Genomic DNA, 23,054 nt, shown 5'->3' on the forward strand with positions numbered 1-23,054 from the left:
CTAAGACTTGCGTAAGTCCTTAGCCATATTGCGGAATATATCCAAATTGTTATCCCGTTGCCGCCGTTCCGATACTTCTGGGGCGGGTTGGTTCACATCTTCTAGGGTAGGTTCAATAGCAGCCCGATTTTTAGCCTCAATATCAACTTTTTCTAAAGATGAAACCACTTCAATCACTTCGGCCCCCTCTTTGGCTCCCCCTGTGGCTGGAAAGGTCTTCCGTACTGCCTTAGCCGTCCGCATATAGTCAATATTGCCAAAGGTTTTTGCTTCATCCGGATCTAGAAAAAACTCTTGGTTTGGCTTTTCTGGTTTAGGAGCGGCCGCCTTGGCTGCTTTTTTACCCCCCAACAACCCATCAAATAACCCCATACCGCCACCTACCGTTAAGAAAAGAATCAACTCCCCATAGTTTAATGTCAAATCCTAGGTTTTACAAAGGTTTACACTAAGTCCGTAGGGGGATTATTACAGAAATTCTCTCTATTCTGAAAAAGCAGAAAACTCAGTTCGTTAGAATGGGCAGTAATCCACTGCGAGATGAGTTCCATGGCCGCACCAGTCTCCTTAGTTGGCTTAAAAGCAGATCAATTTCGCCACCCCCTTGATCAGCAGGCAACCCAGGCCCTGAAGCAACTCCCTGGCATGGATATCTTGGTGCGAAACCTCCTGGCCCCAGTGGCTGAACCCGTTTTTTATTTGGAAAATATTAGCTCTAGCCTCTTAGTCAGCCCGAAGCAACTCCCAGAACTCCACCAGCTCCTGCTCCAGGCCTGTCAAATTTTAGATGTGGAAGTGCCGCAACTCTATGTCCGCCAAAATCCAGTTCCCAATGCCTATACCCTGGCCATGCGCGGCAAGCAACCCTTTATCGTCATACACACGTCGCTGTTAGATTTACTCACTCCAGCCGAAATCCAGGCCGTGATTGCCCATGAACTTGGCCACCTCAAATGTGAGCATGGGGTTTACCTCACCTTGGCTAACTTAATTCTCCTAGCCGCCGGACAATTGAGTCCCTGGGGAACCATTTTGGCCCAGGGGATGCAAACCCAACTCATGCAGTGGTTACGCTGTGCGGAATTAACCTGTGACCGGGCAGCACTTTTGGTGGCTCAGGATGCGCGAGTTGTAGCTTCGGTGTTGATGAAACTCTGTGGGGGAAGTCGCACCTATCAGAACCAACTGAACTTGGATGCCTTTCTCGCCCAGGCCAAAGCCTACAGTCAATATCGAGATCAATGGGGTGATCTTTATAAAGATGTCCAAACAGCCCAGCTCACCCATCCTTTACCCGTGCTGCGGGCCTGGGAACTCCTAAATTGGTTTGATAGCCCTGCCTATGGGCAACTGTTGCGCACCTACACCCGTAAATCACTGATCTAGTAGGATAGGGTCAGCCTTCTTAGAAATTATGGAGAACAGAGGCGTAATGGTTTCGCGACGGGTCAAACGCGGGGGGCGGCAATTTTGGCAGGAGTTTCGGGATTTTGCAGTCAAGGGTAATGTGATTGATTTATCCGTAGCCGTCATTGTGGGGGGTGCCTTTGGGAAAATTGTTTCCTCCTTTGTGGCCGATATTTTAATGCCCCTAATTAACCCCTTGATTCCGGGTGGCAATTGGCGCGAGATTGTCATTGGGCCGGGGCTAAAGATTGGCAGTTTCGCGGGCAATGTCTTGGATTTTGTTGTGATTGCCCTGGCTATGTTTTTGATCATTCGCGTCGTGATTCGCCAAAACCCACCCCCACCAACCCCAGTTTCTGAACGGGAATGTCCCTACTGTTTGGAACTTGTCCCCATTGCTGCGATCAAATGCCGGGCCTGTGCTTCAGAACTTCCCTCGAAAAGTCAGTCCTAAGGTGGGCGGCAGGACAACTTTATTCCTCAAAAAAATAGTCTGATGAATGAATTTCTTGATTGGATTTAGTTTGGGGCCTGGGTTAGCCATGTGGTCAAGTCCATAGGGGTTTGAAAATCTAAAAGGGCTTCTGCCAAGTTCTCCAGTTCCGAAACAGGAAGATCGCGAATCTGCTGACTGAGATCATCCGACAGAGGGCCAAATTTATGCTGGAGTAGCCGCAAGGTTAACAAAGCCTCACCTTCTTGTCGCCCCCGCTGAATCCCTTGTTGAAGTCCCCGTTGTTCGCTAGTTTCTACTAGATCCCGATAGGTGACAGATTCACGCATAATCTCCTCCCGCAGTAGTTGCTGTAATACCTCTTTCCTAAACTTTAGCCCACCCAAAAGATAGGTGTAAGTGGTTAAACTCAGTCGTTCTTCTCGGTTTTCTAATTCCTCTAATCGCTGGGCTACCTCAGTTAACAGGGTTTCGGCATTTGCGGTTTTGGCCAGAATTGCCAGGGGACAGAGGGGTGTAAAGGCTAAGAGTTCTGATGCTTCAACTTCCCACATTATTTGGAGACCAACAGGGGAAACGACGGAAACGAGAGAGTCTAGTTGCTGCTCGGCGAACTCACATGAAGGATTTTATTGCACGGATGATTTTTAATGGCTTTTTGGATGCAGTGGGATTTGCCGGGTGGTTGAGCCGTTATTGCTTGCCCGAGTTAGACCAACCCTCACTCCTGATTCTGGATAATGCCTCAATACACCGAAAGGCAGTGATGCTGCGCACGACCGTTGGTCTATAACTATAACAAGATAGAGCATGATTTCAATGCCCTAAAGCGAGCCAGAATGTGCGCAAAACCCGGAATTTCTATTGATGAAATTATCCGTAACTATTGTGCTGCCTAATGTCTCATTCTTAACCGGAATAACTAGAATGGAGCATAATCAAGGGTATGTACACGACAGAGCAAGTGCTTAAACGTCTTCAACTCTGCTGTGATCTGACTAGTAGATATTGCTCTATCGATCTAGTGGCCTTTGATAAAAGAACTGGAAACATAATTATCTTAGAAAAAGAAGAAATGAATATTGAAAGTTAGACCTAATGGAAAATGGAGGTTTGTATGAACTTAAAGCCAGACTTGACAACGCTAACAAAATCCGAATTACGTAATTACGTCTTGTCCCATCGGAATGACGAGGAATCTTTACAAACGTACTGGAATAGATGGAATGCTGAAAATAAAAATGCCCCAGTCTATCAACCCGAAGAGGATGTTTCGGAGGCAATTACAGCATACTTAAGTGTAAAAGCCGCTCAAAAAATTTCCTAAAGAGCCAGATTTAATAGTCTCAATTATTGATAAGTTACTAAAAATCTGAACTAGTAGGCTTCCTGAAGCTCGTAGAAATCGGGAGTAATATAGTCTTTCCGCAGTGGATAGCCAACCCAATCTTCCGGCATCAGCAACCGTTTTAAGTGGGGATGGCCTTCATAGATAATGCCGTACATATCATAGGTTTCCCGTTCTTGCCAATCGGCGGTTTTCCAAATCCAATAGACAGAGGGCATCCGGGCATCATCGCGGGGCAAAAAGACCTTCAGGCGTAGTTCTTCCGGTTGGACAGCATCATCGGTTAATTTGACTAAATGATAGAAACTGACGAGTTCTTGACCCGGCCCTAAGTCATAACCGCCTTGGCATTGAAGATAGTTAAATCCGGCCGCCACAAGGGCCTGGGAAACAGCAATTAAATTTTCCCGCTCAACTTTGATCATTTGTACCCCAGAGCTGTCCAGGCCCAGGTATTCGTGAGGCAGGCCCGCTTGGGTTAATAATCGCGAGGTGGGACTTGCTTCAATAATGGCCGTTTCAGGGGTAGATGCTGCGGTTGGTTCGGTCATTTCACAATTACCCAGGTAAAAGTTACAGGTTTAAGTTAAGGAATGGGTTAGTCTTAGGCAACCTAGAGGTAGTTTAAGACCACTCTAAAGCACCCTTACGCCAGGCATAGACCAGGCCGATGACAAGGATGGCGATAAAAATCAAGGCCTCAATAAACGCTAAAACACCAAGTTGATTAAAGGCCACCGCCCAAGGGTAAAGAAATACGGTTTCTACATCAAAAATGACAAAGACTAGGGCAAACATATAGTAGCGAATATTGAACTGGATCCAGGCCCCGCCAATGGGTTCCATCCCCGATTCATAGGTGGTAATCCGGGCCAGGGTTTGGGATTTTGGCCGGAGCAGTTTAGAAGCCACCAGGGCAATAACAGGGACGAGGCCACAGATCAGCAAAAAGCCGAGAAAATATTCATAACCACTGAGGACAAACACAAGCCGACCTTGGGGTAACGTCACTTGCTGATTATAGGGGGATTTCAGTGGCTCGGCCTATGATTCAGCCGCCCTGTTTGATTAGGATTTTCTAAGGATCGTCATTAGCTATGATCATGGCAGTTGGATCCCCCTTGAGGTAAACATGGCCCTGGCCTGGCAAGCAGTCAATTCCTACGAAGATATTCTTTATCACAAAGCCAATGGCATTGCCAAAATCACCATTAACCGTCCCCACAAGCGCAACGCCTTTCGTCCCCATACTGTTTCGGAATTAATCGCAGCGTTTACGGATGCTCGGGAGGACACCGCAATTGGTGTTGTGCTTCTCACAGGTGCTGGGCCCCATACGGATGGGAAATATGCTTTTTGCGCTGGGGGCGATCAAAGTATTCGGAGCCTGGCGGGTTATGTGGATGGGGCCGGGATACCGCGCTTGAATGTCTTAGATTTACAAAGATTGATTCGGACAATGCCCAAGGTGGTGATTGCCTTAGTTGCTGGTTATGCCATTGGCGGCGGTCATGTGCTGCATTTGGTTTGTGATTTAACCCTTGCGGCAGATAATGCCATATTTGGACAGACAGGCCCCCAGGTGGGCAGTTTTGATGGCGGGTTTGGAGCCAGTTACTTAGCTCGGGTGGTTGGGCAAAAGAAAGCGCGGGAAATTTGGTTTCTCTGTCGGCAATATGATGCTCAAGCTGCGTTAGATATGGGCCTGGTGAATTGTGTTGTGCCTGTGGAGCAGTTGGAAATGGAGGGCATTCGTTGGGCAGAAGAAATTCTCAGTAAAAGCCCCCTGGCGATCCGCTGCTTAAAATCTGCCTTTAATGCCGACTGTGATGGCCAGGCCGGGTTACAGGAACTTGCGGGGAATGCCACCTTGCTTTACTACTTGACCGAAGAAGCCCAAGAGGGCAAACAAGCCTTTCTAGAAAAACGCCCAGCCAATTTCCAAGACTATCCCTGGCTACCCTAGACTAATAATTCTCCCTGCCAAATCAATACGGCCTGCCCCCCTAAGTAGACCCGATTTCCTTCTCCCCGAACTGTGACCCACCCACCCCGCCCCGAGGCCTGGAATCCTGTTAGTTGTTGCTTACCTAGTTTTTCTGACCAGTAGGGATATAAGCTGCAATGGGCCGAACCCGTCACCGGATCTTCATCAATGCCAGCGGCCGGCGCAAAAAATCGGGAAATAAAGTCTGCCTCGGATACATCAGATTTGGCTGTGACAATCACACCGAGACAAGGAACCTGAGCCAAGATTGGGAAATTAGGTTGCAAGCCGCGTAAGGTATTGGCATCTAATTCAATAAAATAATTTTTGGGTGTCTTGCCAGCAAAGTTGAGATGGGCAACGGTGATTCCCAGGCCCCGTAACACCAACTCTGGGCATTCGCTGGGGGTAATGAGTTGGATCGGGAAATCTAACTCTAAGCCATTATCTGTTTGCCGAGCCATTAAGGGGCCACTGCGAGTCTGGAACGTAATCGGCTGATCTGGCGGGACAAGCTGTTGACTCAAGAGAACATAGGCGGAGGCCAGGGTGGCATGGCCGCATAAATCCACTTCCACAGTCGGGGTAAACCAGCGCAATTGATAGTCTTGACCTTGAGGCAGCAAAAACGCCGTTTCCGACAAATTCATCTCGGCCGCTACCCCTTGCAACCAGGCCTGGTCTCGCTCTTCCGGTAACAAGCAAACCGCGGCGGGATTCCCGGAAAAGGGCCGATTTGTAAAGGCATTGACTTGGAATAAGGGTATTTTTGTCGACATCGCTACCAGTTCCTAAGCCGCTAGTTCAACCCCAAACACTTCCCCAAACACTTGGGCCACCCGATCCCCAGAATCAATCGAAGCGAGGGGATCTTTGCGTAAACGATGCCGTAAACACAGGACAATTACTCGGCGAATATCATCTACAGTGACATCCTGATGGCCTTCCAATGCGGCAATGGCCTTGGCGGCCCGATTGGTGACAATATCTCCCCGCAAGCCATCCACATCCAAGTAGGAGCATACCTGGGAAATCTGGACGCGCAGTTCATGGTCGAGGGTGACATGGGGCAGACGGGCCTGGGCGACAATAATCTGGGCCTGGAGGTTTTCTTGCTCGGCCCGATGTTGATTTAAGAAGCCTTCCGGATCTTGATCAAACTGGGTACGTTGTTCGACAATTTCTACCCGCAAACTGGGATCCTTAACGGTGCGAATTTCCGCGTGCATCCCGAACCGATCCAACAACTGTGGCCGGAGTTCTCCCTCTTCTGGATTTCCCGATCCCACCAAGACAAATCGGGCCGGATGCCGAATCGAAATGCCTTCCCGCTCCACCGTATTCCAACCAGAGGCCGCCGAATCTAGCAACACATCAACCAGGTGATCATCCAGCAAGTTCACTTCATCCACATAGAGAATTCCCCGATTCGCTTTGGCCAGTAGGCCCGGTTCAAAGGCCTTAACCCCTTCACCGAGGGCTTTCTCAATATCAATCGTGCCGCAAACCCGATCTTCCGTGGCCCCCAAAGGTAAATCCACCATCGTCACCTTTTGGCTAATAATGGGTAGCTCTTGACCGGCGGCAATGGCTAACTTCACCTCATCGCTCATCAAATCCGCATCGGTGGGGCTGCTATTAAAGGGATCATTGGCGACTACTTCAATGGCCGGGAGAAGGTCTGCTAGGGCGCGAATGGTTGTGGATTTGCCCGTGCCCCGATCGCCCATGATCATCACCCCGCCAATTTTTGGGTCAATGACATTCAAAAGGAGGGAGAGTTTCATTTCCTCTTGCCCAACAATAGCTGTAAAGGGAAAAACCGGACGGCGGGTCAAGGCAGTGGCAGTCACAGGCGTTGCTTCAACAAAATGGGGCTTTTCCATTGTGCCATAGTCCTCTCCAGGCCCCAGACAGTTTTTAATGGGGGAGAGTTCGATTTTCCTAAGAATTTAAGCCAAGCTTTGAGGTGCCGTCTATGAATAGTAGCCCAATCGCCTGGATTGTTGGCCTGGGTCTGGTCAGCTATCTTCTCGGATCCATTCCCACCGGATACTTACTGGGAAAATGGCTCAAAGGGATTGATATTCGCGACTGTGGGTCGGGTTCGACTGGGGCCACCAATGTATTACGGAATTTGGGCTGGCCAGCGGGGTTAACGGTGCTGATTGTGGATATTGGCAAGGGAGCGGTCGCAATTGGGGTGGGTCGTTGGTTCCAAACTGGCTGGGGAAGTGACTTGGATGGGTTAGCCCAGGCCGGGGTGTTTATCCTTTTGGGGTTACTGGCGGTGATCGGCCATAGTCAGCCGGTTTGGTTGCGATTCAACGGCGGCAAATCCGTAGCCACGAGTTTAGGGGTCTTACTGGCGCTCAATTGGCCGACGGGGTTAACCACTTTGGCCGTCTTTTTGGTGGTTTTGGGTCTGAGTCGGATTGTCTCCCTGGGATCGATGATTGCCGCCCTTTCCCTCCCGATTTGGTTTTGGGTCTTTGGTCAGCCTGCTCCTTACATTGGCCTGGGGGTCGGCATGGGCCTGTTTGTCATTTGGCGGCATCAGAGCAATATTCAGCGTCTCTGGCAGGGAACGGAGCCAAAACTGGGACAATCGGTTCCATCCCCGCAAACAGATTTGGAGCAAGTCCCGCATTAGATAGGCAACGGCCTGGGCAAGAGAGATGAGGGCTAAACTCGACTCCATTGAGCATAAAGTTCGCCTTGACTCAGATAGTTAAGCAGGACGGATTCAAGGCCCCCCAGCGAGGTTGGGAGAAGGGGCTAGGATAGAAACTAAGCCCTCATTTATCCCAGTGATTTATTCTCGGAAAGTAGCCATGGCCGACACCAACTCCGATGCCAATATTGGGCAGATATTAATGAACCGATATCGCCTGACAGAACTCATTGGCAAGGGGTCAATGGGGCGGGTGTATTTGGCCGCCGATACCTTGTTGGGGGGAGTTCCTGTTGCCGTTAAGTTCCTTTCCCAATCCTTAATGAATGAGCGGATGAAGGTGAGGTTTGCTCAAGAGGCACGGGCGGGAGCGTTGCTCGGCCAAAAAACAATTCACGTGGTTCGGGTGATTGACTACGGGGTTAATGCAGATGAAGTCCCTTTTTATGTCATGGAATATCTGAAAGGGGAAAATCTGAGTGACATGATCATGATCGAACCTCTGCCGATCCCCAGATTCATCCGGTTGATGCGACATATCTGCTTGGGCTTACAGGTGGCCCATGAGGGGGTGATGCTGGAGGGAAAAAACTGTCCCATTATTCATCGGGATATTAAACCCAGTAATGCTTTAGTTGTGCCTGATGCCAGCATGGGAGAACTCGCCAAGGTTTTAGATTTTGGTATTGCTAAGTTTCTCAGTGATAATCTCGGCAGCAGTCAAACCCAATCCTTTATGGGGACATTGGCCTATTGTTCGCCAGAGCAAATTGAAGGGCGGGAGCTGGATGGTCGCTCGGACATTTACAGTTTGGGCATCACCATGTACGAAATGCTCACGGGCAAAATGCCCCTCCAGGCCGAGAGTCACTCCATTGGCAGTTGGTTTAAGGCCCATCACTTTCAACAACCTATTCCCCTAGGGATGGCCGCCCCGGACTTAGTAATCCCTAAAGAACTGAATGAACTGATTATGGCCTGTATGGCTAAGTCTCGGGAAGAACGCCCGCAGCGGGTGGCAGATATGATCGCTGTTTTGGAGTTTCTAGAGGAACGCTATGGCTTCAATCGCACGTCCAACCCGGAAAATCTCTCTGTTCCCACTCCCCTACCCACTGCCCCATCCATGCCCCAAGCCGCCCTCCAGTCAGTGGAAGAAACGGCCTGGCAGGCCCAATGGCCGACTGATAAACCCCGGGCCGAAATTGTTTTTGCCAGTACTATCCATGCCCAACGGGAATCGGCCGCAACGGTATGGGTCATGCTACCCCGAAATGAAATTGACCGCCGGATGTTAAATACCCGCTACAACCAGTTTTTGTTCACCATGTCCCCCCATCCGATGATGCTCTGGATTACGGCCCTCTATGACCCGGAACAAGGGGCCCGCTGGCTACCCTGCTACCTAGACCTGAAGATTCCCCGCAATCAAGAAGTGGCGCTGTTGTTGGCCTCTAATGGCTATTATCCCCTCCTGTTTTTTGCCCTCGAAGACCCAGAGCATTGCACCAACGTCATTACCCTCACCATTGCCACCTTTCAACGTCAACTCTTGCGCGACTGGGTTCAAACCAGTAAATCCCTCCCCTCTGCTGCGCCCCCCAGTGTCAGCCGCAACCTACTGAAAACGGAATTAGAAAAGTGCAAGCCACAAATCCTGGAAAAGCTCCAACAGACCCGCCGGAATGTCTTTGGCTAAGTCGTCAAAATAGGTTGATCTCCAGGCCTGTCCGGTCAAAGTCAGCCAAAATTCCTGGGTCTGTAGAGCTTGCTCGTTTGAAAAAATCGTCCTGCCAGGCACGCAAGCTATGGGGTGGGGGAGTATGTCAACAGTAATTCCAGCCGGCCAGCTAAAGGGTATTCAAATAACTCAGCAGATCTGCCATTTCCTGGGGCGTGGCCTGAAATTTGGGCATGGGCGGGGTGCGACCACTGGTAATTTGATGAATAATCCCGGCCTGGGAACGGCGACTGGCCACATTTACCAAACTTGGCCCCACCTGCCCAATCCCCGCCACCCCATGACAACTGGCACAATTGAGCAGGAATATTTGTTCTCCCTGGTCAATATTTCCCGACAAAACCATGACCGAGCGGACATAGGGTTCAGCCATCGGTAATTGCCACAGTGTCAGACTAATACCCAGAGCCAAGAGTAAGGTCAGCCCTCCCCAAAACAGCCATGGCTGCCAAATTGGTTTAACCAGTAGAGAAAAATGACTCAAAGGGAAACTGCCTAATATTTTTTAAAAAGCGAGCAGCATTAACTTATTACTTCATAACATATCTTCAAAATCCTGTTACCACTTTTCCGGCTGTTGATCGTCGGCCCAGCCTCACCAACCCCAAGTTCCTGGCTCACCCTTAAAGGGCCCAAGAATCTGTTTCGTAATCCAGCCGCCATAGAACTGTCCGGGTTGTGGGGTGACTAATTCTCCATTGACATAGCAGCCATCCATCGGGCCCGCATAAAAGGCGAGATAGTTTTGAATAGGGGCAAACGCAGGCGTGGTCTGGGCATAGAACCAACAGGCCTGGGGGGCAGATTTCTCACCAACAACAACGTCACAGTAGCTCCCCCAGCTTTTCCACTCACAATAGGTCTGCTTATGCACAGGCCGGAGATAAACCTCTTTAACATCTTGAGGTGGAAAATAATAGACAGGCGGGTGACTGGTTTCTAAGACGCGATAGCCGGCCTGGGTTTCCGCAATTGTTGCCCCATTAAATATCACGAGCAAGCAGTGATGAGCCGCTTCCAGTCTCGGCGGACGGGGATAATCCCAAACCGACTCTTGACCAGGCCCTGGGGGGATTCGATGCAACTGTGGCAACTCAGACATAACAGGTCATCCCACGTTAGTAGATAGTCAACGCCATGGATTGACTTGAGAAATTAGTCTCTGCTCAGGCCGGCAACGGTAATTGCAGCGCACTCAAGAGTCGCTCAGTTTGGAAATGTTTCGCCATCAGTTGATAGACACAATCCACTTTGACCGCTTCATGGAGTCGTACTTGCCCAAAGGCCCGATCCACAATTTCAACGGCGGTCAAGGTATCCAAATCAACTGAGAGGATTGGAATTTCCAGTTCTTCAGCCCGGGCCATTAAGGCAGGTGTGGGGGGCAAGTGACCCGTCAAAATCAAACAGTGGGTCGAGGTTTCCAAGGCCGCCCATTGAATATCTGTCCGGTCGCCTCCCGTAATCACTGCCATGTTGTTGCCCTTGCGAAAATATTTAAGTGCCGCGCTGACATTCATGGCCCCAATGCTTAATTCTTCCACTAGTAAATCTAATCGATCTCCCCGACACAAAACCTCAGCCCCAAGTTGTCGCACCAATTCTTGCACACTGACACTGCGGAGGAGTTGATTGCGCGGCAGTAACCCTAAAACTGGCATTCCCTGGGCTTCAAGAAATTCCTTGGCAAGGGTGGCAGATTCCCAATAATTCGGGGCAATGTCGTTGATCAAGATACCCAGCAAATGCTCGCCTAATTCCGACTGGGCTAGGAGCAGGGATTCAACAACTTGGGGGGAAAGATAGCGGGCAATCAGGAGAATTTTAGCTGGAAGAGCCATGGCCATCTCGCGCAGAGATAAGCCAAAAAGCCGGCCTTCTTCGAGGGTGCTGGGGCCTTCTAAAAGGACTAATTCATCGAGGTTCCCCAGTTCTTGATAGGCAGAGAGCTTATCGGCATAGTTATGAATATCCAGGCCCCGCAACCGTTGAGTGATTAAATCGGGGGTTAAGGTTAAAATGCTGGGGCGAATCTGCTGGTTACTCAGGCCAAGGGTGGTTTGAATAAAGGCAACATCAGCATCTAAGCCACTCTCCCCCAACTCTGTCCCGATGGGCTTTCCAAAGGCAATCGGAAGTTTACGTTTTTGAAGTTGCTGGGCCAGGCCGAGGACTGTCGCCGATTTGCCGCTATAGGGAGTGATGGAACCAATAATTAAATGATGGGGCACAGCTAAAATACTCCTGGCGAAACTATAGCGATCTCTCCGATGGCCTGGAGGAGGGTTAGGGTGGGGGCAAACAAAGCCCAAGGCCGAAGGTTCTCGCTACTCTAATCGTAATAGTTTCCGATAAAACGTTTTGGAAAAATCCGCCACTCGGGCCCGCCGATAACTAATTAGGACATCAATCAAGTGATCCACCAACTCAAAAGTTGTCATGGTAATTTCGTAGGTTAATTCTGGATTACCATCAAAAACCACATTACAGCGGGCCAAATCTGCCGGTAGGTTTGAAATGTTCCAACTCGCGACAAAATCTATATTGTCTCCCCCCTCAATTCCCCGTTGTCCTTCCAAGGTTCCCCGCTGATAGAGAGCAATCCCCAAGGGTAAAAAGGCCCGCTTCCCACTGGGAATATAGGGTGTAAAAATGTTGACATCTTTGGGCGGGGCAGGTTTGAGTAGATCCAGATTCACAGCCATGAATAATTCCTCAGGCGGGCGAACAACATAATGGGTAATGTCTCAAACAGGTCAAGCGAATCTTCGGAACTTATTTTTGCAGATAAAGAACTATCCTCAGTTATTTTAGCTGTATTCTTTCCCTAGATTTGGCTTAAACTATTGAGCAAGCATCGCCCTGCAAAGGCTATTCCTTGACTATTTTCTATCTTGATGCCGGGCTGAAGCCTATATTTATTGACTTGCCCAATTTGCCATTTACCCCGTCAGGACTATCATTATGGCCCCATTGGTTGCCAACTACTATCTCACCTATCGTTGTAATGCCCGTTGCCATTTTTGTGATATTTGGGCCTTGGAACCGGGTCAGGAGGCGGATTTTGCAGCCATTCAGAAAAACCTCCAGGATCTGCGGCGACTGGGAGTGAAGTATGTGGACTTTACGGGCGGTGAACCCCTGTTGCGGGCCGATGCCCCGGACATTTACCGCACGGCCAAGGGTCTGGGCTTTGTCACCAGCATGACCACCAATACGATCCTCTATCCCAAGCGGGCAAAAGAGATCCATGGCCTGGTGGATTTTCTCAACTTTTCCTTGGATGGGGCTGATGCCGAAACCCACGATCACTCGCGGGGCGTGAAAATCTTTGAGACATTGGTGGACTCGGTCAAAATTGCCAAAGACCTCGGCGAATATCCGGTACTCAACCACACTGTTACTGCCCAAAACTATGATCGCATCGGGGAAGTGGCGGAACTGGGGCAACGCTTAGGAGTGCGAGTCTGGTTGAATCCCGCTTTTACGGCCCATGACCATTACAACAGCAAGAAGAACCCAACGCCTGCGATCGCCGACAGCATTGAACAGAATGCCAGGAAGTATAGTAACGTTGGTTACAATAAAGCAGCCCTAGCCTTAATTCGCGCCGGAGGAAATGATACCCAAAATCCCCGCTGTAAAGCGGTTGATGCGGTAATTGCAATTTCTCCCAATGACGAGTTATTGCTGCCCTGCTACCACTTTGCCCAAAAAGGAGTCCCCATTGAGGGGAAACTCTATGATCTGTATAAGCAGTCGGACGTGGTGGAAGACTATCGGCAATCCCAAGGGCGGTTATCGGTTTGTGAAGGCTGTACGGTGTGGTGCTACCTCATTCCCAGCTTTTTCAAAGGTGTTGACAAGTACTGGTTCTTAAATCAAATGTCTTATGCCGGAGAATTCCTGGCCCGAAAGCGATTCCTACAACGAGCTTGATCCGCTTGATGCCCTGTTGACCGATTGGGTGGATGAAACCGATCAGGCCGCGCTCACGCCCCAACCCATTTTAGATGGGCGGCGGATTAAGGCGGCGATGGTTTTGTCTGCGGTCTGGGCGGTGGTGATTAGTTTGCATCTCATGGCCCATGGGATTTGGTTGATCTGGGCCTTAACCACGGTGATGACGGTGCATGGTGTTCGGTTAGTAACAACTCGCCCAAAATCTGGGCTTGAATTACCGCTTGAAGCGGATCCGGAATTAGCTGAGGCAATTCAACTCCCGTCTGTTTCCTTGGTTGTTGCGGCCAAAAATGAGGCGGCAGTGATTGCCCGTTTGGTGAAGTCACTCTGTGGGGTAAATTATCCGGCAGACTTACTGGATGTTTGGATTGTGGATGACAACAGCAGCGATGAAACTGGAGCCATTCTTAAAGAACTCAAAACCGAATACCAACATCTCAATGTTTTACGGCGGGGGCCGGGGGCGACTGGGGGCAAATCGGGGGCATTGAATCAAGTATTACCGTTGACCAAAGGCGAGATTATTGGCGTGTTTGATGCCGATGCGGTGATTGACCCAGGCCTGGTTAAAACCGTAATCACCCGTTTTCAAGCTCCAAGAGTTGGGGCCGTTCAAGTCCGTAAAGCCATTAGCAACAGTGATATTAATTTCTGGACTGAGGGGCAAACCGCGGAGATGGCCTTAGATGCCTATTTTCAACAACAACGAATTGCGGTCGGGGGTCTGGGCGAGTTACGGGGGAATGGGCAGTTTGTCCGGCGGGCGGCCTTGGCGGATTGTGGCGGTTGGAATGAATCCACAATTACCGATGATTTGGACTTAAGTTTACAGCTCCACCTCCAGGCCTGGGATATTGATCTGCTCATGGATCCGGCAGTTTCTGAAGAAGGAGTGACGACTGCAAAAGCCCTTTGGCATCAACGGAATCGCTGGGCCGAAGGAGGCTATCAAAGTTACCTCGATTATTGGTCAGAGCTAGTCCGCAATCGCCTCGGAACCCGCAAAAGCCTAGATATGTTGTTTTGGCTGATGATTAAATATGGGATTCCTACGGCCACGATTCCCGACCTGCTGATGGCAGCCTTACGGGCCAAATCTCCCCTGTTAATCCCCCTGACTAGCCTGAGTTTGACCCTCTCTGTGATTGGGATGTTACGGGCCATTCCCCGCACCCAAGCCATGCCGATGCATCTGTTTCATTTAGTATTTTCAGCGATTCGGGCCACGGTTTATATGCTCCATTGGTTGCCGGTGGTGGCCGGGGTGACGTTACGGATGTCGGTGCGGGCCAAGCGGTTGAAGTGGGTCAAAACTGTGCATGGAGAGTCGGCCGCTTCGGGGGCTTAAGTCTTTGCGATAATTTCCCTAATGTCAAAATTGAAACAACTATTACTGAAGATTTTTCGAGGGACTTTTGACAAGAATATTTCCTTTGAACATTTATGTTGACTATTAACAAACTGGCTCTTTTGGATTTGCGATTAAAACTGTATATGACGATACATTTTATTGAAGTGATAATGGCTGAAAGCCTTTGATGTCGGGGGTTATAAGCTGAACCTATCACCCTCTTCCCAAGAGAGCCGTTTATATTGAATCGCCAGGCCTGGTTTTGGTGGCGCAAAAATAGCTAAATCAAGGGCACAACTCTGCTGGGTTGCTCAATCTCAAATGCTCTCTTCGACAATCTGTTGCCCTTTTTGCCAAGCCCAGATGCCCGCTACCGCCACGACAATCCCTAAACCCACTAACACTGCTTGCAAACCCACTAAATCCGCAAGAATGCCAGCCAAAGCCAAGGGGACACTCAGGGCAATGTTGACAATATTATTTTGAAAACCAAAGACTTTCCCGCGCATTTCGGGGGGAGTTTTAATTTGGATCAGGGTTTGCATCGGTACACCAATAAACGAGGCTCCAATTCCCAAAAACACACTTAAACCCAGGCCCAGCCAGAGGCGATCCACAAAGGCAAAAACTAGTAGGACAAACGCCATACTTAGAAAGCCATAGAGGGGTAAGGGCCGATCTGACCAACGTTCTCCCCACTGCCCTAAGATTCCAGCCCCCAAGATTAACCCCACTCCAGAACCCGCCAAAAGAAAGCCAAACTGATTTGGTTTCAGGCCAATTTCCTGGGCCAGACCAACGGCTAAGACAGTTAAGGCTGCAAAGACGCAATACAAAACCGTGAGTTGGAGCATGGCCTGGCCGAGTACCTTATTTTTCCGTAAGTAGCCAAAGCCATCTTTGAGATCCCCAATGAACTGCCATTTTTGGTCATGGGTGGTTACAGATTCCTGAACACGAATCCAACTCAAGACCAGGCCAGCCGAAATATACAGCCCCCCGACAAAAAACTCCCGGCCAAGCTTGCCCCAACTCTGGGCCCAACTCAACACCGGCTCCCCAATGGCAAACCCAATCACCAAGGATCCCATCATGGTGGTAATAAACAGGGCATTGGCGGAGAGGAGATTTTTTTCATCCACGAGCAAGGGAATCGCCGCTTGTTCCGCCGGGGCAAAAAACTGGGTCAAAATGGACTCTAAAAAAGCCACTAGCAACAGTAGCGCAAACTCATTAGGTAAAAAGGGAATCGCTAAAACTAGCAGCCCCCGCAAAATATTAGTGACACTGAGAATGGTGCGTTTTGGATAGCGATCGACAAAAATTCCGGCCGCCGACCCAAAAAAAACTGCGGGTAACGTATTCGCCACCATCACCGCCGAAGCCATCGAGGTCGCTAAGTAGGCCGGGGCCTGGTAATTGACCACAAGGGTAATTAAAAGCACTAAGAAAATTTTGTCGCCTAATTGGGAGATGATCTGCCCGCTCCAGAGTTTGAGGAAGTTGCGGTTGTGGAGCAGGGAAAGAAATCCCCCCGAAGTGGGTTGTGGGCCTGGACTGAGCATTTAGGCAGAACAATGAAGGAAAAGAAAATTTGAAGTCGGGAATAAAAATTAACCTGCCTTAATTCTAAGGAACTTGGCCTGGACCTGAGCAATTCCCGATCACATTTCCGAGGATTAAAAAATCTCACGAAAATATTCTTCATACTCAGAAACCCGCTACAGTAAAAAATAGCTCTAGCCCGCAACTCTTTCCCCTTTTTCACCCCTAACTCCTATGCTCTTGCCGGAAATTTCCCTCGATGTAGTTCAAGATTTTGCCCGTGAGTATGGTTATTGGACAATCCTCGGTGGGATCATGCTGGAAAATATGGGGATTCCCTTGCCTGGAGAAACGATTGTGCTTGTGGGGGGATTTTTGGCGGGGAGTGGGGAAATGCGCTTTCCTGTGGTTTTGGGCTGTGCGATTCTTGGGGCGACCTTGGGGGATAACTTTGGCTATTGGTTGGGGCGACTGGGGGGCTGGCCGTTACTGGTCAAGATTGGGGAATTTTTCAAACTAGATGTGGCTCAGTTGGAAGATTTGCGCAATCGGTTTAGTTTTAATGCCCCCCGCGCAGTCTTCTTGGGCCGGTTTGTCGCCTTGTTACGGATTTTTGCCGGACCCTTGGCGGGAATTTCCCAGATGCCCTATGGTCAATTTTTGCTCTGTAATGTGGCGGGGGCGGCGTTGTGGGCGAGTGTGATGGTCTCCTTGGCCTATTTTGCTGGGCGATTAGTCTCCTTAGAAACCTTAGTCACTTGGGTGGCCCAGTTTAGTTTGTTGGCATTGGCAGGCCTGGGGGCTTGGGTCGCTTTCTCGGCCTGGCGGCATCGCAGGGGGTTACAGCAAGCAGTGGTTCCGTCCTCCGATAGCTCTAGCATTTAGTCCCGTTGCGGGTGAGTGTTAGAATCATTGAGAATTGTTAAAGCTGGCTTGATGGTTTTGCAAAAATTGGCTTGAGCCGTCACATCAGTTTCTGTCCAGTCATTTTTCACCTTAGATTCTGACAAGAGGTCTTGAACACGTATGGCATTTCAGCAACCACCTCTACCCTTTGATTTTGGTGCCTTAGAACCCTATGGGATGTCGGCCCGGACATTTGAATTTCACTATGGCAAGCACCATAAAGCCTATGTGGATAATCTCAACAAACTCACCCAAGATACGGAATTAGCCGATAAGTCTTTAGAAGATGTGATTCGGATTAGTTTCAGTGATCCCAGTAAAGCCGGAATTTTTAACAATGCGGCTCAAGTCTGGAATCATACCTTTTTCTGGAATTCCCTCAAGCCTGCGGGTGGGGGCGTGCCAACGGGAGAGTTAGCGGCTCGGATAGAGAGTGCCTTTGGCAGCTTTGATGAGTTTAAGACGCAATTTTCCACCGCAGCGGCAACCCAATTTGGGAGTGGCTGGGCCTGGTTGGTTTCCGAAGGTGGCACCCTCAAAGTGACCAAAACCCCTAATGCCGAAAACCCTCTCGTGCATGGGCAAGTGCCTTTGCTGACTTTGGATGTTTGGGAGCACGCCTACTACTTAGATTTCCAAAATGCCCGGCCTGGGTTTATTGAGAACTTCTTGAGCAAGTTGGTGAACTGGGATTTTGTTGCTCAAAATTTAGCCACCGTCTAAGTTTCTCAACATTTTAAACTCATTGATCTACGCTAGCCCTCACGCTCCTGGCCTGGGGGTTTTTGACTGGGGCTTTACATCTTTAGCAGACAATCGCTTCCAGGCCTCGTAAGGCAATCTCTAAATCTTCGTTAATGATTTGATAGTCAAACTCATGGGCAGCCTCTAGTTCAATTTTGGCCCGTTCGAGGCGGCGGCTGATAGCTGGTTCTGAATCTTGGCCCCGCAGACGAATCCGGCGTTCGAGTTCAGCCAGAGATGGGGGGGCAATGAAGATTTGGCAGGCCTGGGGATAGGTGGTGCGGACTTGTCTAGCTCCGGCCAATTCAATTTCTAAGATGACTAACCGGCTAGCGGCAACCTGCGTCACGACTGGCTCTCGGGGGGTGCCATAAAAATTTCCAGCAAACTCGGCCCATTCCAAAAGTTCGTTGGCTTGGATCATGGCCTGGAATTTATCAGTTGAGACAAAATAGTAATCTTGGCCATCTATTTCTCCAGGCCGGGGGGCGCGAGTGGTAGCTGAGACAGAGAAATAGGTGTCTGGATATTTTGCCAAGAACTTGCGTAACAATGTCCCTTTACCAACCCCACTCGGGCCGGTGATCACCACTAATTTGCCAGATGTTGTGCTCATAACACTCCTGCTTGACCCCCACCGCTCCAGGACTTTACACCATACCTTTGTATTGTCCGGTGAGTTTTGACCCACTGCTGTTATCCACTGACGATTTTTAAAGGAGCAGAGAGCGTCAAGGTTCCGATAAAACAGCTAAGATAACTAAATTTTTTAGCCTGAAATGAGGGGCTAACACCCTAATGATCGTCCTGTTTTCAGCCTCAGCAAAACCCATCGTTCTCATGGGAACCAACGTTAGAGGTTGTTTGGCTGCTCTCTTAATATTGTTGCCCGGATTTGCGATGTTGAATTGCCGTTAAGCCATTATCTTCAAGTAAATGCCCAGCCTGGACAACGGCATAAATTAACCAATGATCGCCACATTCTAAGCGGGATTCTACCTGACATTCAAGATAGGCTAAGGCATCGATAATCACTGGACAACCGTTACTGGCTGCTTTTAAGGCCAACTCGGCTAAGGGAGTTTCACAGGGTTTGAGGGGTTGTTGAAAACTACGGCGGATATTTAAGCCTTCTTTGAGAATATTTAGGACAAAAACATCCCCAATTTGGCAGGTATTTTCCGCCCAATCCCGCTTGAGAGCCACGGTCAACCCCGGCGGATTAAACGAGGCCTGCGAAATCCATGACACTAAAATAGATTCGGCCTGGGTTAAATCATGGGCAGCGGGGCTAGGCGTTGTCAACACACATAACGAGCCAACCACCCGCCCGACGGCCTGCTCTGTCCGATCCGCTTGCACATCCAATAACACCGGTTGCCGGACAGTGCGACTTTTGCGGGCTTTTTTCAGGGCCTGGGCAAATTCAGTTCCGGCAGCTTCACAGGCCAATAAATCTTGCTCAGTCGGCGTAAATTTCACCCGCAAGGTTTCAAATCCCAAGGCATACCCGGCATCTTGGAGCTTACTTTCAATTTCATCCACGGCCTCGCCACTCCAGCCATAGGAGCCAAAGACTCCGGCCAGCTTAGTTTTGGCCGCATGGGAGAGCACCAGGCCCAGAGCGGTTTGGACTTGGGTGGGCATATGGCCGCCGAGAGTGGGAGAGCCAATCAAAAAGCCATCGGCTTCACTGACAATGGTTTGAATTTCGCTGGGCGGTGTAGCTTCACAGTTAATGGATTCGACTTTAATCCCAGCATCAGATAAGCCTTTCGCCAAGGCCTGGGCCATAATCGCCGTGTTGCCATAGGCCGAAGCATAGAGGAGCGCCACCGTTGTATCTTGTTCCTTTTGCTCTTGGGACCATTGCCGATAATCATGATTTAAGCGACTGAGGCTGAAGCGAACAAGGGGGCCGTGGGCCGGGGCATACATTTTTGGGGTGAGGGTGGCGATTTTATCGAGGGCTGTTTCTACTTGGCGAGATTGGGCCGCATGGAGACAGTCAAAGTAATACCGCCGATCTTGATCCAGCTTTTTCCAGGCCTCGTCATAGACCGCATCCCCACAGACATGAGTCCCAAAAAATTTATCCGTATATAAGATTCGCGTCACCGGATCATAGGTTAATAAGCCATCAGGCCAGCGGGGAGTCGGGGCAAAAATGAATTGCAGTTGATGATCCTGGCCCAAATCTAAAACAGCATCATTACGCGGTACCCAAACCTGGAGTGGCTCAACTTCATCGGCAAAGGCGGCTTTGAGGGTGACAGCACCGGGTTTAGAACAAACAAAAATGGCCTGGGGGGCGAGTTGGTGCAGGGTTTTCAGCGTGGCGAGGCGGTTGGAGTTGAGATGCCCGAGGATAATGTAGTTTAGTTTTTGCAGATAGATATGTTGCGATAGTTCGGCCAAATAGAGTTCCGTAAATGATTCACCCGGCGGATCGATTAAGGCACTATACTCGGCCTGGATCAGATAGGAATTAGATGTCGTCCCCTGTTGTCGTCCATACTCAACTTCAAACTTGAGTCGATCCCAGGTGCGAGATCTAAGAACGATGGTGTTGGGGCCAATTTCGGTAACTTGGACATCACGGGGGCGGGTTTGCGTCAGAGTCATAGAAAACGTCCTTGGGATAAAGGGCACAAGTTACAAAAATTACCTAAGCAACAGTTTGACTAAATGGCTTGTACATTGGTTCAGGAACAGGTTTACCAGATGATTTTGCCGTCTCTAACCAGGCCTGCTTGGCTAAGAGGACTTCATCGAGGGCTTCTTCTGGACTATCACCCGCTGCAGAACAGTACTTTAAGTCTGGAATATCCGCAATATAGGCTTTGTCTTCATCGCTGTAGAAAATGTTAATGTGATAATCCTTCATTAATCCTCCTCAAATTTAAGTTTGTATTCTTCAATTAGGTCTAGAAATTGGCGAACGTGATAGGGCTGAACAAATCCTTTACGGTTTTGAATGTTAATGATCTCTGGTATAAATGAATGCTTAAATATATGATGACTTCCGTTAATTCTATCAAGCCTGAAGCCAAAAGCCTCTAATAATGTGACCATATCGCTAAAGGAAATGTTCTTGGGATTTCGTATCGCCTTATCGAGTAGTTTTTTCTTCTTCACTAGATTCAACCATCAAAAATAGATTTTGAATTTAAATGCTCTAGAAATCATCTTGAGTTTAAGCATTAAGTATTTGGCTAGCATTCATTTGTAATTCTGAAAACGTAGATGAGATCAGTTGCTGTTCATTGCGGAAAACCTGTGGATCATAAGCTTCATTCTTAAGCGTGTAAATTGTAATTCTCGGATCCTCATTGATGGCATATATGACCCAATACTCAGGAATTCCCGTGGCCTGGTATTCGTCTCGTTTAGTAATATAGTCATCTTGAATTGAACTAGAACTGACTGCTTCAACCACCAGTAAGGGTGAGGTTTCAAAAACTCCAGATAAATCTTTGATCGCCTCGGTTTGCGCAATAGTGGTCACACATAAATCAGGACAACGAGAGGTTCTCAGTCCAGTTCTCACACCAACATTATGGAGAGTTACCCAGGGGAGATTTTTGCGTTTAATTTCTGCTTCAAATAGCAACTCTAAAAATCTCACGATCAGTTGATGTCGAATCTTAGGGGGAGTCATGGAAATTAGATGACCCTCTACTAATTCATAACGCGTATCAGCACCATCATCATAGGTTAGGTACTCTTCAAAGGTCAGGTTTGGGGTGGTGGTGATCAGCATTTTATGACTCACATTAGGCGTTGAGAATCTGTTCGGCAGTAATTTTTAATTCAGGAAATGTCGGAGAAATCAATAATTCAGCATTGGAAAATATGTTTAGATGATAAACATTATCGGTCAGGGTATGAATTGTAATCCTGGGATTTTCACTGATGGCATCGACCACCCAATATTCAGGAATTCTTATGGCCTGGTATTCGTCTCGTTTGGTTATGTAATCATCCTCAATAGAACTAGGACTAACGACTTCAACAGCAAGCAATACTGGAAATTCCGAGATCGCTGGACGAGATTTCAAGTTTACTAGTTGTTGCTTAGGAATTACCGCAAGATCAGGAATTCTGGATGTACTCATCCCCGTTCGCTGGCCTGGTTCTAAAAAAGTCATCCAAGGTACGTTTAATCGCCTAATTTCTTGTAACAGGGTTTCAAAGATAAAATGAGTGATGAAATAATGCTGCCAGATTGCCGGAGTCATGGGAACTAAACGACCCTCAACCAATTCATAGCGCGTGTCAGTGCCATCATCATAGGTTAGGTACTCTTCAAAGGTCAGGTTTGGGGTGGTGGTGATCAGCATTTTGTAACTCACGTTAGGCGTTGAGAATTTGTTCGGCAGTAACTTGTAATTCAAGAAATGTCGGAGAAATCAATAATTCAGCATTGGAAAATATGTTTGGATGATAAACATCATCGGTCAGAGTATGAATTGTAATCCTGGGATTTTCACTGATGGCATCGACCACCCAATATTCAGGAATTCCTATGGCCTGGTATTCATCGCGTTTGCTTATGTAATCATCTTCAACCGAGCTAGGACTAACCACTTCAACAGCCAGTAAAGCAGCAGATTCAAAGATGGCAGGCTGAAATCGCAATTCTTCTATTACTGTTATTGGGATCACCAGAAGATCAGGAAGTCTTGAGTTTCTTATACCTGTTCGCTGACCAGCCTCTAATAAAGTTAGATAGGGTAAGTTAGCACGTTTTATTGCTGATTCAAACATGAGCATTAAAAAACGAGCAATTAAATAATGTTGTAAAATTGGTGGAGTCATCGGAATTAACTGACCCTCTACTAATTCATAGCGCGTGTCAGTGTCATCATCATAGGTTAGGTACTCTTCAAAGGTCAGGTTTTGGGTGGTGGTGATCAGCATTTTATAACTCA

29 protein-coding genes and 2 pseudogenes are annotated in these 23,054 nt (G+C 48.8%); 13 read left to right on the forward strand and 18 right to left on the reverse strand.

Annotated features, from left to right (window positions below; translation table 11 throughout):
* Entirely contained in the window at nucleotides 1–372 is a 372-nt protein-coding gene (locus SYN6312_RS03700) for a hypothetical protein (protein WP_015123524.1), read from the reverse strand.
* Between the two features lie 177 nt (nucleotides 373–549).
* Between SYN6312_RS03700 and SYN6312_RS03705 the strand changes: the two genes are divergently transcribed.
* Both SYN6312_RS03705 and mscL read left to right on the forward strand, forming a co-directional pair.
* Nucleotides 550–1,386 carry a M48 family metallopeptidase gene (locus SYN6312_RS03705; protein ID WP_015123525.1) on the forward strand — a complete coding sequence of 279 codons (837 nt, stop codon included), beginning with the start codon at nucleotides 550–552 and terminating at the stop codon, nucleotides 1,384–1,386.
* A 46-nt stretch (nucleotides 1,387–1,432) separates the two neighbouring features.
* Nucleotides 1,433–1,861: a large conductance mechanosensitive channel protein MscL gene (mscL, locus tag SYN6312_RS03710; protein WP_015123526.1), complete on the forward strand. Its 429-nt coding sequence runs from the start codon at nucleotides 1,433–1,435 to the stop codon at nucleotides 1,859–1,861.
* A 65-nt stretch (nucleotides 1,862–1,926) separates the two neighbouring features.
* Here mscL and SYN6312_RS03715 read toward each other — a convergent pair whose 3' ends face one another.
* The gene (locus SYN6312_RS03715; RefSeq protein ID WP_015123527.1) at nucleotides 1,927–2,415 is read right to left on the reverse strand and encodes a DUF4351 domain-containing protein; all 489 of its coding nucleotides are present in this window, start codon (nucleotides 2,413–2,415) and stop codon (nucleotides 1,927–1,929) included.
* Here SYN6312_RS03715 and SYN6312_RS20915 point away from each other — a divergent pair.
* The 4 genes and pseudogenes from SYN6312_RS20915 to SYN6312_RS03725 all read left to right on the forward strand — a co-directional run.
* A pseudogene (locus SYN6312_RS20915) lies at nucleotides 2,415–2,627 on the forward strand (IS630 family transposase); the annotation flags it as partial. The gene SYN6312_RS03715 and the pseudogene SYN6312_RS20915 sit on opposite strands and share 1 nt — an antisense overlap.
* A 31-nt stretch (nucleotides 2,628–2,658) precedes the next feature.
* Nucleotides 2,659–2,760 (forward strand): annotated as a pseudogene (locus SYN6312_RS20920) (IS630 family transposase); the annotation flags it as partial.
* A gap of 47 nt (nucleotides 2,761–2,807) precedes the next feature.
* Nucleotides 2,808–2,954, forward strand: coding sequence for a hypothetical protein (locus tag SYN6312_RS20925; protein WP_015123528.1), 147 nt, complete (start codon nucleotides 2,808–2,810; stop codon nucleotides 2,952–2,954).
* Between the two features lie 24 nt (nucleotides 2,955–2,978).
* Nucleotides 2,979–3,188, forward strand: a complete 210-nt coding sequence (locus SYN6312_RS03725) for a hypothetical protein (protein ID WP_015123529.1) — start codon at nucleotides 2,979–2,981, stop codon at nucleotides 3,186–3,188.
* Nucleotides 3,189–3,238: 50 nt separating this feature from the next.
* On the opposite strand, the gene SYN6312_RS03730 is transcribed toward SYN6312_RS03725, so the two are convergent.
* Both SYN6312_RS03730 and ndhC read right to left on the reverse strand, forming a co-directional pair.
* A complete protein-coding gene (locus SYN6312_RS03730; protein WP_015123530.1) occupies nucleotides 3,239–3,760 on the reverse strand; it encodes an NAD(P)H-quinone oxidoreductase subunit J in 522 nt (173 codons plus the stop codon).
* A 73-nt stretch (nucleotides 3,761–3,833) separates the two neighbouring features.
* The gene (gene ndhC, locus SYN6312_RS03735; RefSeq protein WP_015123531.1) at nucleotides 3,834–4,196 is read right to left on the reverse strand and encodes a photosynthetic/respiratory NAD(P)H-quinone oxidoreductase subunit C; all 363 of its coding nucleotides are present in this window, start codon (nucleotides 4,194–4,196) and stop codon (nucleotides 3,834–3,836) included.
* A 145-nt stretch (nucleotides 4,197–4,341) separates the two neighbouring features.
* Here ndhC and menB point away from each other — a divergent pair, with 145 nt between their 5' ends.
* The gene (gene menB, locus SYN6312_RS03740) at nucleotides 4,342–5,175 is read left to right on the forward strand and encodes a 1,4-dihydroxy-2-naphthoyl-CoA synthase (protein ID WP_015123532.1); all 834 of its coding nucleotides are present in this window, start codon (nucleotides 4,342–4,344) and stop codon (nucleotides 5,173–5,175) included.
* Here the strand turns inward: menB and SYN6312_RS03745 are convergent.
* Together SYN6312_RS03745 and bchI are read right to left on the reverse strand one after the other, a co-directional pair.
* On the reverse strand, nucleotides 5,172–5,975 hold the full coding sequence (locus SYN6312_RS03745; RefSeq protein ID WP_015123533.1) for a PhzF family phenazine biosynthesis protein: 804 nt from the start codon (nucleotides 5,973–5,975) through the stop codon (nucleotides 5,172–5,174). The two genes, menB and SYN6312_RS03745, sit on opposite strands and share 4 nt — an antisense overlap.
* Before the next feature lie 12 nt (nucleotides 5,976–5,987).
* Complete coding sequence (bchI, locus tag SYN6312_RS03750; protein WP_015123534.1) at nucleotides 5,988–7,082, reverse strand: magnesium chelatase ATPase subunit I; 1,095 nt, start codon at nucleotides 7,080–7,082, stop codon at nucleotides 5,988–5,990.
* Nucleotides 7,083–7,174: 92 nt separating this feature from the next.
* Between bchI and plsY the strand changes: the two genes are divergently transcribed.
* Both plsY and SYN6312_RS03760 read left to right on the forward strand, forming a co-directional pair.
* Nucleotides 7,175–7,849, forward strand: coding sequence for a glycerol-3-phosphate 1-O-acyltransferase PlsY (gene plsY, locus SYN6312_RS03755; protein ID WP_015123535.1), 675 nt, complete (start codon nucleotides 7,175–7,177; stop codon nucleotides 7,847–7,849).
* 181 nt (nucleotides 7,850–8,030) lie between these two features.
* Nucleotides 8,031–9,569, forward strand: coding sequence for a serine/threonine-protein kinase (locus SYN6312_RS03760; RefSeq protein WP_015123536.1), 1,539 nt, complete (start codon nucleotides 8,031–8,033; stop codon nucleotides 9,567–9,569).
* 151 nt (nucleotides 9,570–9,720) lie between these two features.
* Here the strand turns inward: SYN6312_RS03760 and SYN6312_RS03765 are convergent, their stop codons facing one another.
* The 4 genes from SYN6312_RS03765 to ebsA all read right to left on the reverse strand — a co-directional run bounded on the left by SYN6312_RS03765 (nucleotide 9,721) and on the right by ebsA (nucleotide 12,316).
* Nucleotides 9,721–10,095 (reverse strand): cytochrome c, encoded by a 375-nt coding sequence (locus SYN6312_RS03765; RefSeq protein WP_015123537.1) that lies wholly within the window; start codon nucleotides 10,093–10,095, stop codon nucleotides 9,721–9,723.
* Between the two features lie 111 nt (nucleotides 10,096–10,206).
* Nucleotides 10,207–10,713, reverse strand: a complete 507-nt coding sequence (locus SYN6312_RS03770) for a DUF427 domain-containing protein (RefSeq protein ID WP_015123538.1) — start codon at nucleotides 10,711–10,713, stop codon at nucleotides 10,207–10,209.
* Between the two features lie 64 nt (nucleotides 10,714–10,777).
* Complete coding sequence (locus SYN6312_RS03775; RefSeq protein WP_015123539.1) at nucleotides 10,778–11,842, reverse strand: phosphotransacetylase family protein; 1,065 nt, start codon at nucleotides 11,840–11,842, stop codon at nucleotides 10,778–10,780.
* Nucleotides 11,843–11,938: 96 nt separating this feature from the next.
* Nucleotides 11,939–12,316, reverse strand: a complete 378-nt coding sequence (gene ebsA / locus SYN6312_RS03780) for a type IV pilus biogenesis protein EbsA (protein WP_015123540.1) — start codon at nucleotides 12,314–12,316, stop codon at nucleotides 11,939–11,941.
* A gap of 259 nt (nucleotides 12,317–12,575) precedes the next feature.
* Here ebsA and SYN6312_RS03785 point away from each other — a divergent pair, with 259 nt between their 5' ends.
* Together SYN6312_RS03785 and SYN6312_RS03790 are read left to right on the forward strand one after the other, a co-directional pair.
* A complete protein-coding gene (locus tag SYN6312_RS03785) occupies nucleotides 12,576–13,550 on the forward strand; it encodes a radical SAM protein (protein WP_015123541.1) in 975 nt (324 codons plus the stop codon).
* Entirely contained in the window at nucleotides 13,504–14,922 is a 1,419-nt protein-coding gene (locus SYN6312_RS03790) for a glycosyltransferase family 2 protein (protein ID WP_015123542.1), read from the forward strand. Before SYN6312_RS03785 ends, SYN6312_RS03790 begins: the two co-directional genes overlap by 47 nt.
* Before the next feature lie 320 nt (nucleotides 14,923–15,242).
* Here SYN6312_RS03790 and SYN6312_RS03795 read toward each other — a convergent pair whose 3' ends face one another.
* Nucleotides 15,243–16,490: an MFS transporter gene (locus SYN6312_RS03795; RefSeq protein WP_015123543.1), complete on the reverse strand. Its 1,248-nt coding sequence runs from the start codon at nucleotides 16,488–16,490 to the stop codon at nucleotides 15,243–15,245.
* Between the two features lie 214 nt (nucleotides 16,491–16,704).
* On the opposite strand from SYN6312_RS03795, the gene SYN6312_RS03800 reads away from it, so the two are divergent.
* Together SYN6312_RS03800 and SYN6312_RS03805 are read left to right on the forward strand one after the other, a co-directional pair.
* Complete coding sequence (locus tag SYN6312_RS03800; protein WP_015123544.1) at nucleotides 16,705–17,355, forward strand: DedA family protein; 651 nt, start codon at nucleotides 16,705–16,707, stop codon at nucleotides 17,353–17,355.
* Between the two features lie 141 nt (nucleotides 17,356–17,496).
* Nucleotides 17,497–18,099, forward strand: coding sequence for a superoxide dismutase (locus SYN6312_RS03805; RefSeq protein WP_015123545.1), 603 nt, complete (start codon nucleotides 17,497–17,499; stop codon nucleotides 18,097–18,099).
* A gap of 82 nt (nucleotides 18,100–18,181) precedes the next feature.
* On the opposite strand, the gene gmk is transcribed toward SYN6312_RS03805, so the two are convergent.
* From gmk to SYN6312_RS03840, 7 genes are all read right to left on the reverse strand, one after another.
* On the reverse strand, nucleotides 18,182–18,736 hold the full coding sequence (gene gmk / locus SYN6312_RS03810; protein ID WP_015123546.1) for a guanylate kinase: 555 nt from the start codon (nucleotides 18,734–18,736) through the stop codon (nucleotides 18,182–18,184).
* Nucleotides 18,737–18,996: 260 nt separating this feature from the next.
* Nucleotides 18,997–20,745, reverse strand: coding sequence for a diflavin flavoprotein (locus tag SYN6312_RS03815; protein ID WP_015123547.1), 1,749 nt, complete (start codon nucleotides 20,743–20,745; stop codon nucleotides 18,997–18,999).
* A gap of 43 nt (nucleotides 20,746–20,788) precedes the next feature.
* Nucleotides 20,789–21,007 carry a type II toxin-antitoxin system HicB family antitoxin gene (locus SYN6312_RS03820; protein ID WP_015123548.1) on the reverse strand — a complete coding sequence of 73 codons (219 nt, stop codon included), beginning with the start codon at nucleotides 21,005–21,007 and terminating at the stop codon, nucleotides 20,789–20,791.
* Complete coding sequence (locus SYN6312_RS20930; protein WP_083853552.1) at nucleotides 21,007–21,195, reverse strand: type II toxin-antitoxin system HicA family toxin; 189 nt, start codon at nucleotides 21,193–21,195, stop codon at nucleotides 21,007–21,009. The genes SYN6312_RS03820 and SYN6312_RS20930 overlap by 1 nt, the downstream gene beginning before the upstream one ends.
* A 121-nt stretch (nucleotides 21,196–21,316) precedes the next feature.
* Entirely contained in the window at nucleotides 21,317–21,883 is a 567-nt protein-coding gene (locus tag SYN6312_RS03830; RefSeq protein WP_015123549.1) for a Uma2 family endonuclease, read from the reverse strand.
* Between the two features lie 13 nt (nucleotides 21,884–21,896).
* Nucleotides 21,897–22,463: a Uma2 family endonuclease gene (locus SYN6312_RS03835; RefSeq protein ID WP_015123550.1), complete on the reverse strand. Its 567-nt coding sequence runs from the start codon at nucleotides 22,461–22,463 to the stop codon at nucleotides 21,897–21,899.
* A 13-nt stretch (nucleotides 22,464–22,476) separates the two neighbouring features.
* Nucleotides 22,477–23,043, reverse strand: coding sequence for a Uma2 family endonuclease (locus SYN6312_RS03840; RefSeq protein WP_015123551.1), 567 nt, complete (start codon nucleotides 23,041–23,043; stop codon nucleotides 22,477–22,479).
* Nucleotides 23,044–23,054: the final 11 nt, after the last annotated feature.

It is taken from the genome of Synechococcus sp. PCC 6312 (assembly GCF_000316685.1).
In the GTDB taxonomy this organism is placed as follows: domain Bacteria; phylum Cyanobacteriota; class Cyanobacteriia; order Thermosynechococcales; family Thermosynechococcaceae; genus Pseudocalidococcus.